Source organism: Luteolibacter flavescens, from assembly GCF_025950085.1.
GTDB classification, from domain to species: Bacteria; Verrucomicrobiota; Verrucomicrobiia; order Verrucomicrobiales; family Akkermansiaceae; genus Haloferula; species Haloferula flavescens.
This window is the reverse complement of sequence record NZ_JAPDDS010000004.1, coordinates 35,924-47,512: the sequence shown is the minus strand read 5'-3', so window position 1 is coordinate 47,512 and position 11,589 is coordinate 35,924. Positions and strand designations below refer to the sequence as shown.

Here is an 11,589-nt window from a genome sequence, read left to right as displayed (position 1 = left end):
GGGCTATCAAAGGGTGAGGTCGTCGAGCGAGAAGTCGTCCACGCCGCCGATGGACGGCACGCCGCCCGGCGTCGATCCGCGGCGTCCGGGGCGGACGTCGAGGCCAAGGGATTGCATTTCCTTGATGAGGACGTTGAAGGACTCCGGCGTGCCGGCTTCCAGGTTGTTGTCGCCCTTGACGATCGCTTCGTAGATGCGCGTGCGGCCTTGCACGTCGTCGGACTTGACGGTGAGGAGCTCCTGCAGGGTGTAGGCGGCGCCGTAGGCCTCGAGGGCCCAGACTTCCATTTCCCCGAAGCGCTGGCCACCGTATTGCGCCTTACCACCGAGCGGCTGCTGGGTGACGAGCGAGTAGGGACCGACTGCACGGGCGTGGATCTTGTCCGCGACCAAGTGACCGAGCTTCAGCATGTAGATGATGCCGACCACGACTGGCTGGTGGAAGGCCTCGCCGGTGCGACCGTCATAGAGGGTGGACTTGCCGCCGGTGGTGCCGTCCTTGCCGTCACCGATCCACGTGTAGCCGTCCACCTGCTTCGCCTGGGACATGAATTCCCAGATCTTCGTCTCGGGGATACCGTCGAAGATCGGCGTCGCGACCTTGAAGCCGAGCGCCTTGGCTGCAACGCCGAGGTGGGTCTCAAGCACCTGGCCGACGTTCATGCGCGATGGCACGCCGAGCGGGTTCAGCACGATGTCCACCGGGGTGCCGTCCGCGAGGTAGGGCATGTCTTCCTCGGGGACGATGGTCGCGACCACACCCTTGTTACCGTGGCGGCCGGCCATCTTGTCACCCACCGACAGCTTGCGCTTGGCGGCGATGAAGACCTTCACTTCCTTGATGACGCCCGGATCGACCTCGTCGCCGGCTTCCAGTTGGTCCAGCTTGCGCTCGCGCTCGGTATCGAGCTCCTGGAAGCGCTGCTCGAAGGAACCGATGATTTCCAGGATCTTGTTACGGATCGGGGAAGGATCGATTTCGATGTGGTCGTGCACGGACGCCAGCTTGCGCAGCAGCGTCTTGGTGATCTTGCGGTTCGCCGGGATGATGATCTCGCCGGTCTGGGCGTTCACCACATCGAGCGGGATCTTCTCGCCGAGCAGGATGTCGGAAAGCTTCTCCGTCAGGTCGTCGGTCAGCTTGTCCGCCTTCTTCTTGTGCTCGTCGTTGATCTTCTTGAGCTGCTTCTTGAGCTCGACGGGATCCACCTTCTCGGCACGCTTGCGGGCATTGCCGTGCGAGGAGACGCGGATGTCCTGGACGATGCCGGTGCAGCCGGATGGCACGCGCAGCGAGGTGTCCTTCACGTCCGCGGCCTTTTCGCCGAAGATGGCGCGCAGCAGGCGCTCTTCCGGAGCCAGCTCGGTCTCGGACTTCGGCGTGATCTTGCCGACGAGGATGTCGCCCGGCTTCACCTCGGCACCCACGCGGATGATGCCGTCGTGGTCCAGGTTCTTGAGCGCTTCTTCACCCACGTTCGGGATGTCCCGGGTGATTTCTTCCGGACCCAGCTTCGTGTCGCGGGCGGCCACGTCGAATTCGGCGATGTGGATGGAGGTGTAGATGTCCTCCTTCTTCACACGCTCGGAGATGACGATGGCATCCTCGAAGTTGTAGCCGTTCCAAGGCATGAAGGCCACGAGCACGTTCCGGCCGAGCGCGAGCTCGCCCTTCTCGGTGTTCGGACCGTCCGCGAGGACGTCGCCCTTCTTGATCTTCTGGCCCTTCTTGACGATCGGCTTCTGGTTGATGCAGGTGCCGGCGTTCGAGCGCATGAACTTGCGCAGCGGGTACGCCATGATGCCCTTGTCCAGATTCGTCTTCACCGACTCCGGGTCGGAGAGGAATTTCTCATCGGCCACCGGCATCTTGCCGTCCGGCGTGGTGACGATCATTTCCGCGGTGGCCGCGGCGACGATGCCATCCAGCTCGGACACGATGACGGCGCGCGAGTCGCGGGCGGTCTTCGCTTCCAGACCGGTGCCGATGTACGGCGAGTCGGAGACGAGGAGCGGCACGCCCTGACGCTGCATGTTCGAGCCCATCAGCGCGCGGTTGGCGTCGTCGTGCTCGAGGAAGGGGATCAGGCCCGCAGCCACGGAGACGAGCTGCTTCGGCGAGACGTCCATGTAGTTCACCGTGGAAGGATCCACTTCGATGAACTCGCCACCCGCTTCACGCGCGGTGACCTTCTCGTTGAGGAACTTGCCGCCCTTGTCGATCGGGTTGTTCGCCTGCGCGATGAGGAACTTCTCTTCCTGGTCGGCGGTGAGGTACTCGATGTCGTTCGTCACCTTGCCGCTCTTCACCCGGCGGTACGGCGTCTCGATGAAGCCGAACTCATTGATGCGGGCGTAGGTGCACATCGAGTTGATCAGACCGATGTTCGGACCTTCCGGGGTCTCGATCGGGCAGATACGGCCGTAGTGCGAAGGATGAACGTCGCGGACCTCGAAGCCCGCGCGGTCACGGTTCAGACCACCAGGTCCGAGGGCGGAGAGGCGGCGCTTGTGCGTCAGCTCGGCCAGCGGGTTCGTCTGGTCCATGAACTGCGAAAGCTGGGACCGGCCGAAGAAATCGCGCACGACGGCGGAAAGCGCCTTCGGGTTGATCAGCTTCTGCGGGGTCATGCCCTCGATGTTCACGTCGAAGAGGGTCATGCGCTCCTTCACCAGACGCTCCGTGCGGGCGAGGCCCACGCGGCACTGGTTGGAGAGCAGTTCGCCCACGGCACGCACGCGGCGGGAGCCGAGGTGGTCGATGTCGTCGATGACGCCCTCGCCCTTCTTCAGCTTCAGCAGGTAGCGCACGGCGGCGAGGAAGTCCTCGGGCACCATGATGCGCTCGTCGGGATCGACCTTGCTCTCGAGCTTGCTGTTGATCTTGTAGCGGCCGACGCGGGTCAGGTCGTACTTCTTCGGGTCGAAGAAGAGACGCTTCAGCAGCGCGCGGGCATTCGCGGCCGTCGGCGGGTCGCCGGGGCGCAGCTTGCGGTAGATGTCCTTCAGCGCGGAGTCCTCGTCCTTCGCCGGGTCCTTGCGGAGCGACTTAAGCAGGATTTCATCCTCGCGGCCGTCGATCACCTCGATCGACTTGTGGCCGAGGGCGATGAGCTGGCGGACGATGCCGATGGTGAGCGGCTCGTAGGCCTTCGCCACGACCAGCTCGCCGTCCATAATGTCCTCGAAGGGCACCTTGTGGCCGAGCTCCGTCTCGTCCATCTCTTCCTTCAGCTTCAGCGTCTCGACATTGTAGAAATTCGTGACGATGTCGCGGTCCGTCGGGTAGCCGAGGGCGCGCAGGAAGGTGGTCGCCAGGAACTTCCGGCGGCGGCGGCGGCGGTCCAGGTAGACGTAGAGCAGGTCGTTCGTGTCGAACTGCACTTCCAGCCAGGAACCACGGTCCGGGATGATGCGGAAGCTGTGCAGGATCTTGCCGTTCAGGTGCTGCGAGGTCTCGAAGCAGATACCCGGCGAACGGTGGAGCTGGGACACGATGACGCGCTCGGCACCATTGATGATGAAGGTACCACGGCGGGTCATCATCGGCAGCTCGCCCATGTACACGCGCTCTTTCTTGGTGCCGGTCTCGTCCTTCAGCTTGAAGGTCACGTAGAGCGCGGCGGAGAAGCTCTCACCGGTGCGCAGCGCATCCAGCGAGGTGATCTTCGGGTCCTCGATGTCGTAGGCCACGAAGTCGAGCTCGATGGCTTCATCGTAGCTCTTGATGGGGAAAACCTCGCGGAAGACGGCCTGCAGGCCGGCATCGGTACGCTCGCTGGCGGACACATCCTTCTGCATGAACTCCTCGTAGGAGCGGCTCTGAACCTCGATCAGGTTCGGCGGTTCGATGACTTCCTCGATTTTCCCGAAGTGGAGACGGTCGGCCATGGCTGGTAGTGGTGCTTCTTGCGAGTTGAGCCCGGACCGCTAGCGGCACCGGGCGAATGAGATTCAGAGGATGGAGAAAAGGTCCGGGATCGGCGGAAACGGTCGCTGGTTGGGAGGGACTTTCGTGACGGCTTCCGCCGGTTCCGGAGAAGACTTCGCGGCCCCGCTTCGAAAAACGGGACCGCGAAGCAAATCCGGTAACTGGATTACTTGAGGTCGACCTTGGCGCCGGCGTCTTCGAGCTTCTTCTTGGCAGCTTCGGCGGCGTCCTTCGAGACACCTTCGAGCACCTTGGCAGGAGCGCTTTCGACAACCTTCTTCGCGTCGGCGAGACCGAGGCCCGGCGACACTTCGCGGACGGCCTTGATGACGGCGATCTTGTTCGCACCACCGTCGGTGATGACGACGTCGAATTCGGTCTTCTCTTCTGCGGCTTCGACCGGGCCGGTAGCCACGGCAACGCCGACAGGAGCTGCGGCGGAGACGCCCCAGGTTTCTTCCAGCTTCTTCACGAGGTCGGCAGCTTCCAGGACGGTGAGCTTGCCGAGTTCTTCAACGAGTTGTTCGATATTGGCCATTGTATTTCTCCTTTGCGGTATCGTCGCACCCGGAAGCTTCCGGGCATTTCAGGGAGGCGCCGCCCCCCCGACGAGGAACCATTGTGTGTTCAGGCCGCGGCGGGAGACGCCGCGGCCGTCTGGTCAGATTCTTATCAGGCTTCGGCGGCGGGTTCCGCAGCCGGAGCTTCTTCCGTAGCTTCGTCCTTCTTGGAGTCGGCGTCCGGATTGAACTTCTTCTGGATGACGCGGGCGATCCGGGTGGAAGGCTCGAGGATCGTGGCAAGAAGCTGGGACAGGATGGCCTCGCGGGACGGGATGTCGGCGATGGCCTTCAGCTTGTCGGAGTCGAGGACGAGGTCACCGAGGAGACCGACCTTGAGTTCCGGCTTCTTGAATTCCTTTTCGAAGTTCTTGATGGCCTTGGCCGCGGCGAAGATCTCGCTGCTGCCGGTGACGAAGGCGGTCTGGCCGACCAGCGACTCGCCGATGTCCGGGCGACCGGCTTCGGCAAGGGCCTTCTTGACGTAGGTGTTCTTGGCGACGTGGCACTCGGCACCGGCCGCACCCAGGCGGTTGCGGAGCTCGGAGAACTGCGGGACCGTCATGCCGGTGTAATCCACCACGAGCACGTACGGCGAGGCGTTCACCTTTTCGAGCAGACCGTCGATGATGACTTTCTTGTCGGGATTCATGGTCGTGGGAAAGGTTAGACGGACTTGGTGTAGACGCCGGACTCGAGGGCGACGCCGGGGCACATGGAGGCGGCTAGGGTCACGCTGCGGACGTAGTTGCCCTTGGCGGATGCCGGCTTGGCGCGGACCACGCTGTCGATGAAGGCGCGGGCGTTTTCAACCAGCGCTTCCTCGGAGAAGGAGGCCTTGCCGACGGAGCCGGAGACATTGCCGTTCTTGTCGAGCTTGTAGTCGATACGGCCGGCCTTCACTTCCTTGATGGCCTTGGCGGTGTCGTCGGTCACGGTGCCGGTCTTCGGGTTCGGCATCAGGCCGCGGGGACCCAGGACACGGGCGATCTTGCGGACTTCGGTCATCGCGTCCGGCGTGGCGATCGCCACGTCGAAGTCGGTGAAGCCACCCTGGACGCGCTTGATGAGGTCCTCGAAGCCGACGAATTCCGCACCGGCAGCGGTGGCTGCCTCGGCAGCGGCACCGGCGGCGAAGACGGCGACGCGGACGTTCTTACCCGTGCCGTGTGGCAGGGCGACGGAGCCGCGGACCATCTGGTCGCTCTTGCGGGGATCCACGCCGAGGTGGAAGGAAATGGTGACGGTGGGGTCGAACTTCGGAGCCGGGAATTTCTTCACGGTGCCGACAGCTTCTTCCAAGCCGTAGGACTTGCCGGCCGGCACGAGGGCGGCGGCTTTTTCGTAGCGCTTGCTGCGGTTCTTCATGTTTCGTCTTTGCAGTGCTGGCGGGCTTGAAGCAGCCCTCCTGCGGTTGTTTGCGGCGCTCCGGGGAGCGCCGCGGAAAGGAATCACATGCCTTCGATCTCCAGACCCATCTGGCGGGCGGTGCCGGCCAGGATGCGCGCGGCAGCCTCGGGGTCCTTCGTGTTCATGTCCGGCATCTTGATGGCCACCACTTCCATGAGCTTGGCCTTGGTGATCTTGCCGACCTTCACCTTGTTCGGCTCCTTGGAACCGGAAGCGAGACCGGCGGCCTTCTTCAGCAGGTTGCCGGCGGGGGGCTTCTTGGTGATGAAGGTGAAGCTCTTGTCCTTGTAGACCGAGATCACCACCGGGAGCACGTCACCGGCTTGGCTCTGGGTCTGGGCATTGAACTCCTTGCAGAAGCCCATGATGTTCACACCGGCTTGGCCGAGAGCGGGACCGACGGGCGGGGACGGGTTGGCAGCTCCGGCAGGAATCTGGAGCTTGATGACTTTAACGACTTCCTTGGCCATGGTGGTAAAAGGATTGCGGGATGTGGTGCGGTTCTAAAGATCAGGCGCGTTCGACCTGCCAGTATTCAAGTTCCACGGGCGTCGAGCGACCGAAGATGGTGACCGCCACGCGCAGCTTGCCGCGCTCTGGATCGATTTCCTCGACGATGCCATTCTGGCTCTGGAACGGTCCATCGGCCACCTTCACGGTGTCGCCGACTTCGAAAGTGATGGCGGGGCGCGCGTGCTCCTCGCGCTCCTTGATTTGGGAGAGCATGGCGTCCACCTCGCTCTGGCGCATCGGGATCGGGCGATCCTTCGTCCCGGCGAAGCCGATCACGCCTTCCATCTCCTTGATGAAATACCAGGTCCTCTCGACAAGCTGGTTCTCAGGAGTGAGCAGGTTCATGTTCACGATGATGTAGCCGGGGAAGAACTTCCGCTTCGTGGAAGTCTTCTTGCCGCGGCGGATCTCGGACACCATCTCGGTGGGCACCAGCACCTCGTAGATGTATTCACCCATCTCCTCGGCTTCGCGCTGGCGCAGGATGCGCTCCTTCACGCGGCCTTCCTGTCCGGACAGGACATGGACGACGTACCACTGGTTCTCTGGCGACGGGGCAGGCATGACGGGCTGGAAAAAGACAGGCGGGGAAAGCAAAAAAGCATCAGCGTCCGAGGGACGTGATGAGCTCGAGGGCGTAGACGCAGACGAAGTCCCACAGCGACACGTAGCCGGCGAGCAGGATGGTGGCGATCAGCACGACCACGGTGGAATCGGTGAGTTCCTTGTATTTCTTGAAACCCTTGACCTTCGGGTCGGACTCCCAGGGCCAGCTGGCCTTGCGGAGTTCACCTTTCACTTCGCCGACGAAACGTGAGACTTTTGCGAACATGCCGGAGGAAAACTTGAAAAACTGGGAGGGAAAAGGGGTGGCACGGAAGGTGGGACTCGAACCCACAACCAACGGTTTTGGAGACCGCTACTCTACCAATTGAGCTACTTCCGTATGATTTCTCCCCTCGTTACCGGTGGAGGCGATGGCGGGGCACCCCGGCAATGGTGCCGAAGTGCCCCGAAATTTTACCTCAGCCCGGTGCCGCGGGGCGACAGACTGAGGGCCACCTCTAGGGTAAGTCAAAGAATTTCGCTGACGCGGCCTGCACCGACGGTGCGGCCACCTTCGCGGATAGCGAAGCGCATGGTCTGCTCCATGGCGATCGGCGTGATGAGCTCGACTTCGAGGTTCACGTTGTCACCAGGCATGACCATTTCGACACCTTCCGGCAGCTTGATGCTTCCGGTCACGTCGGTGGTGCGGAAGTAGAACTGCGGGCGGTAGTTCGAGAAGAACGGGGTGTGGCGGCCGCCTTCTTCCTTGGAGAGGACGTAGATCTCACCCTTGAACTTGGAGTGAGCCTTCACCGAACCCGGCTTGGCGATGACCTGGCCACGCTCGACCTGGTCCTTCTTGAGACCGCGGATGAGGATACCCACGTTGTCACCTGCACGACCTTCGTCGAGCAGCTTGCGGAACATTTCGATGTCCGTGACGGTGGTCTTCTGCGTGTCGCGGATGCCGATGATCTCGACTTCTTCCATCTTCTTGATGATGCCACGCTCGACACGGCCGGTGACCACGGTTCCACGACCTTCGATCGAGAACACGTCTTCCACGGGCATGAGGAAGGGCTTGTCGACAGCGCGCTCCGGCTCCGGGATGTAGGAGTCGACGGCATCCATCAGCTTGAAGATGTTGTCCTTGTGGGTGGCGTCACCTTCGAGGGCGGCCTTGGCGGAACCCTTCACGATCGGGATCTCGTCGCCGGGGAATTCGTAGGAGGAGAGGAGATCGCGGATCTCCATCTCGACGAGCTCAAGGAGCTCCTCGTCGTCAACAAGGTCAACCTTGTTCATGAACACCACGAGGGCAGGCACGCCGACCTGGCGGGCGAGAAGGATGTGCTCGCGGGTCTGCGGCATCGGGCCGTCAGCAGCGGACACCACGAGGATGCCACCGTCCATCTGGGCAGCACCGGTGATCATGTTCTTCACGTAGTCAGCGTGACCCGGGCAGTCCACGTGAGCGTAGTGGCGCTTGTCGGTCTCGTACTCGACGTGGGCGGTGTTGATGGTGATGCCGCGCTCGCGCTCCTCGGGAGCGGCGTCGATGTCGGCATAGCTCTTCTTTTCCGCAAATCCCTTGTCCGCCAGCGTGTTGGTGATGGCTGCAGTGAGAGTGGTCTTGCCGTGGTCGACGTGACCGATGGTGCCGATGTTGACGTGCGGCTTGTTCCGCTTGAATGCTTCTTTGGCCATGGTGGTGGTAATTTCGCGATTGGGCTGCTCGTCCGGTCATGCGGCGCTGGAGCTCGTGGGGGGAATTGAACCCCCGACCTCGTCCTTACCAAGGACGCGCTCTACCCCTGAGCTACACGAGCCTTTAACGGCGTTGACGCTGGACCCGGACGAATGATCGGGAAAGTCGGAGGGGTTTCACTGAAGGACAACTCCACCGAATTTCCTGGTCGGTTCCGGGAAAAGCGGGGCGCAAGCTGACCGATGCTGCCGACCCTGTCAAAAAAAATATACATCGGGAGAAGATTTGTCGGAATCACCTTACAACCCACTCTTCGTCAATACATTACGAGACCAAAAAACCCGTCACGCGGGCGTTTCCGCGGCAGATTCCGCCACAATCAAGCGGTTGAAGCGCTCGATGGACACGCATCGGCCCGTCGCGAGGTCGATTTCCACCACCGCACCGCACAGCCGGACAGGGCCGGTGGCGATGGGAAAGCGGGTCGGCATGCCCGTCCGGAAGCGCCACACGACGGACTCCGGCGAGCGCCCGAGCACGGAATCATCCGGCCCGCACATGCCCGCATCCGTGAGGCAGCCGGTGCCGCCCGGCAGCACGCGCTCGTCCGCCGTCTGGACGTGCGTGTGGGTGCCCACGATGGCGGATACCTTGCCATCCAGCGCCCAGCCCAGCGCGATCTTCTCGCTGGTGGTCTCGGCGTGGAAGTCCACGAAAATCGCCTGCACGCCATCCGCACGCAGCCTCTCCGCCTCGGCCTCCACCATCAGGAAGGGATTCTCCAGCGGCGGCTGCATGAAGGAGCGGCCCTGCGCCTGGATGACGGCCACGCGGCCCTTTGGCGTCTCCAGCACCACGGAGCCCTGCCCCGGCGTCTCCGGCGGGTAATTGATCGGCCGCAGCAGCCGCGGCTCGGTGGGGAAGTAGTCCACGATCTCCTGCTGGTCCCACACGTGGTCCCCGGTGGTGATCACCGCGGCCCCGGCGCGCAGCAGATCGATCGCGATGCGCGGTGTAATGCCGCGGCCCCCGGCAGCGTTCTCCCCGTTGACGATGATGAAATCGAGCGCCAGTTCCTTGCGCAGGCCGGGCAGATGCTCGATCACGGCCTTGCGGCCGGGCTCGCCTACGATGTCACCCAGAAAGAGAATGCGGATCGACTCCATGATACGGGGGAAGGTTGGCCGGGGCGCGGATGCCCCGGTCCGCGAGGCTTACCCCCCGAGACTCCCCTGCGCCAAGCCTATTCCCCGATGACTTCCCGCTCCGCCCCGCTCTGGATCGCGCTTTTCCTGGCCCTGGCCGCCGCCCTGTGGTGGTGGCACCAGCCTGCCGCGCCCGTCCCTGTGCCCGCTCCCCCGCCCCCTGTGGCGCCGGCTCCTTCACCGCTCTCGGACTTGGCCGTGGTGCCGGACTGGGCGTCGCTGAATCGCTACCAATCCACCATCACGCGTGGGGATTTCCTGCGGCTCATGGACACCGTTTTCACCGTCTCGCCCGCGTGGCGCGAATGGATCGAGGTCGGCGAGGAGGAGGCGAATATCCGCACCACGGGGAGCACCGCGGACGGAGATTCCCTGCGCCTGCGCTTCGCCCCGGACGGCCTGGCGAGCACGCCGCCGCGCTACTGGCGCAGCGCCACCGAGCTGCCGCCCGCCCCGCCTGCACGCCCGCTGGAGGGGCTGAGGATCGCCATCGACCCCGGCCACATCGGTGGCCGCTGGGGAAAGATGGAGGAGCGCTGGTTCCAGATCCCCGGCAGCCAGCCCGTGCAGGAGGGCGACATGACGCTGCAGGTGGCGAAGCTGCTGAAGCCGCGGCTGGAAGCACTCGGCGCCACCGTCACCCTGGTCCGCGAGGAGACCGAGCCCGTCACCCCCGTCCGCCCGGACATGCTCGAGGAGCAAGCCCGCGCCAGCAGCTCCGGCGGGGATATCGTCCGGCTCGCCGAGCGCCTCTTCTACCGCACCGCGGAGATCCGCGCCCGCGCCCGCGTGGTGAATGACACCATCCGGCCGGACCTGGTCCTGTGCCTCCACTTCAATGCCGACGCCTGGGGGGACCCCGCCGCGCCGAGCCTGGTCCCGACGAATCACTTCCACATGCTGCTGAACGGCGGCTACATGGACAATGAGCTGGCCAAAGCCGACGAGCGCTACGACCTGCTCACGAAGCTGCTGCAGGGCGTGCACGACGAGGAGCGCAAGCTCGCCGCCAGCACCGCCGCCGCCTTCGTCGAGCGGAATCCCATGCCGCCGTATCTCTACAATCCCGCGGCAAGGAACCACCGCAACGTGGACGGCAATCCCTACCTCTGGGCCCGCAATCTCCTCGCGAACCGCACCTACCACTGCCCCGTCGTTTACTACGAGCCCTACGTGATGAATTCCACCGAGGACCACGCCCGCATCCAGGCCGGCGACTACGAGGGCGAGCGCGAGGTCTGGGGCAAGCCGCGCCCGTCCATCTTCCGCGAATACGCCGACAGCGCCGCCCGCGGCCTGGAGAACTACTACAGGCATAGTAGGAAGATGGCGGAGTAGGAGCGGAGCAGGGGGACTGCGGAATGGACAAGGGCCAGCGATCCACCGCAGCGCCCCCCCCCTGGGAGCGCCGGTCATCAGACCGGCCCGAAGCAGTTCTCACCGCTGATGGAGACCCTGTGCCCCCTGGGAGCGCGCGGCCACCGGCCCGCTTGGAAAGTAGGCGAAGCAACCCATCCAGCCCGCCCAACCACTCACCTCCCGTTTGCCGCAGGCGGAGCGCTGGCTTTAGCCGGCGAGTATTCCCGCAACAGACCGCCACCATAACTTCTCCAACCGCACACAGAGCGATGCGGACCACAATGACCTCGGATAGCCGCAGCTTCTCCCGCCACTTCGCCATCCGTCCAAGCGAGCCGGTGGCACGCGCTCCCA

The 11,589-nt window shown here is 63.8% G+C and carries 10 protein-coding genes and 2 tRNA genes; 1 reads left to right on the top strand and 11 read right to left on the bottom strand.

Annotated features, from left to right (window positions below):
- Positions 1-6: 6 nt before the first annotated feature.
- The 11 genes from rpoB to OKA04_RS08165 form a co-directional block, all read right to left on the bottom strand.
- A complete protein-coding gene (gene rpoB / locus OKA04_RS08215) occupies positions 7-3,891 on the bottom strand; it encodes a DNA-directed RNA polymerase subunit beta (protein WP_264500666.1) in 3,885 nt (1,294 codons plus the stop codon).
- 206 nt (positions 3,892-4,097) lie between these two features.
- Entirely contained in the window at positions 4,098-4,469 is a 372-nt protein-coding gene (gene rplL, locus OKA04_RS08210) for a 50S ribosomal protein L7/L12 (protein ID WP_264500665.1), read from the bottom strand.
- Between the two features lie 134 nt (positions 4,470-4,603).
- Positions 4,604-5,143 (bottom strand): 50S ribosomal protein L10, encoded by a 540-nt coding sequence (rplJ, locus tag OKA04_RS08205; protein WP_264500664.1) that lies wholly within the window; start codon positions 5,141-5,143, stop codon positions 4,604-4,606.
- Between the two features lie 14 nt (positions 5,144-5,157).
- On the bottom strand, positions 5,158-5,859 hold the full coding sequence (rplA, locus tag OKA04_RS08200) for a 50S ribosomal protein L1 (protein ID WP_264500663.1): 702 nt from the start codon (positions 5,857-5,859) through the stop codon (positions 5,158-5,160).
- Between the two features lie 83 nt (positions 5,860-5,942).
- Positions 5,943-6,371 carry a 50S ribosomal protein L11 gene (gene rplK, locus OKA04_RS08195; RefSeq protein ID WP_264500662.1) on the bottom strand — a complete coding sequence of 143 codons (429 nt, stop codon included), beginning with the start codon at positions 6,369-6,371 and terminating at the stop codon, positions 5,943-5,945.
- Positions 6,372-6,411: 40 nt separating this feature from the next.
- Positions 6,412-6,978: a transcription termination/antitermination protein NusG gene (gene nusG, locus OKA04_RS08190; RefSeq protein ID WP_264500661.1), complete on the bottom strand. Its 567-nt coding sequence runs from the start codon at positions 6,976-6,978 to the stop codon at positions 6,412-6,414.
- Between the two features lie 40 nt (positions 6,979-7,018).
- Positions 7,019-7,246, bottom strand: coding sequence for a preprotein translocase subunit SecE (locus OKA04_RS08185; protein WP_264500660.1), 228 nt, complete (start codon positions 7,244-7,246; stop codon positions 7,019-7,021).
- A 38-nt stretch (positions 7,247-7,284) separates the two neighbouring features.
- Positions 7,285-7,360: transfer RNA gene (locus tag OKA04_RS08180), tRNA-Trp, on the bottom strand.
- Between the two features lie 128 nt (positions 7,361-7,488).
- Entirely contained in the window at positions 7,489-8,670 is a 1,182-nt protein-coding gene (gene tuf, locus OKA04_RS08175) for an elongation factor Tu (protein ID WP_264500659.1), read from the bottom strand.
- A 47-nt stretch (positions 8,671-8,717) separates the two neighbouring features.
- Positions 8,718-8,792: transfer RNA gene (locus OKA04_RS08170), tRNA-Thr, on the bottom strand.
- Between the two features lie 223 nt (positions 8,793-9,015).
- Complete coding sequence (locus OKA04_RS08165) at positions 9,016-9,837, bottom strand: TIGR00282 family metallophosphoesterase (RefSeq protein ID WP_319800604.1); 822 nt, start codon at positions 9,835-9,837, stop codon at positions 9,016-9,018.
- Positions 9,838-9,924: 87 nt separating this feature from the next.
- On the opposite strand from OKA04_RS08165, the gene OKA04_RS08160 reads away from it, so the two are divergent.
- Positions 9,925-11,214: an N-acetylmuramoyl-L-alanine amidase gene (locus OKA04_RS08160; RefSeq protein ID WP_264500658.1), complete on the top strand. Its 1,290-nt coding sequence runs from the start codon at positions 9,925-9,927 to the stop codon at positions 11,212-11,214.
- The last annotated feature ends 375 nt before the right edge of the window (positions 11,215-11,589 follow it).

What these genes read in the sequence shown, in the direction of transcription:
- rpoB (WP_264500666.1), bottom strand. Translation starts at nt 3,891, where the DNA reads ATGGCCGACCGTCTCCACTTCGGGAAAATCGAGGAAGTCATCGAACCG.
- rplK (WP_264500662.1), bottom strand. Translation starts at nt 6,371, where the DNA reads ATGGCCAAGGAAGTCGTTAAAGTCATCAAGCTCCAGATTCCTGCCGGA.
- rplA (WP_264500663.1), bottom strand. Translation starts at nt 5,859, where the DNA reads ATGAAGAACCGCAGCAAGCGCTACGAAAAAGCCGCCGCCCTCGTGCCG.
- OKA04_RS08160 (WP_264500658.1), top strand. Translation starts at nt 9,925, where the DNA reads ATGACTTCCCGCTCCGCCCCGCTCTGGATCGCGCTTTTCCTGGCCCTG.
- nusG (WP_264500661.1), bottom strand. Translation starts at nt 6,978, where the DNA reads ATGCCTGCCCCGTCGCCAGAGAACCAGTGGTACGTCGTCCATGTCCTG.
- tuf (WP_264500659.1), bottom strand. Translation starts at nt 8,670, where the DNA reads ATGGCCAAAGAAGCATTCAAGCGGAACAAGCCGCACGTCAACATCGGC.
- rplJ (WP_264500664.1), bottom strand. Translation starts at nt 5,143, where the DNA reads ATGAATCCCGACAAGAAAGTCATCATCGACGGTCTGCTCGAAAAGGTG.
- rplL (WP_264500665.1), bottom strand. Translation starts at nt 4,469, where the DNA reads ATGGCCAATATCGAACAACTCGTTGAAGAACTCGGCAAGCTCACCGTC.
- OKA04_RS08165 (WP_319800604.1), bottom strand. Translation starts at nt 9,837, where the DNA reads ATGGAGTCGATCCGCATTCTCTTTCTGGGTGACATCGTAGGCGAGCCC.
- OKA04_RS08185 (WP_264500660.1), bottom strand. Translation starts at nt 7,246, where the DNA reads ATGTTCGCAAAAGTCTCACGTTTCGTCGGCGAAGTGAAAGGTGAACTC.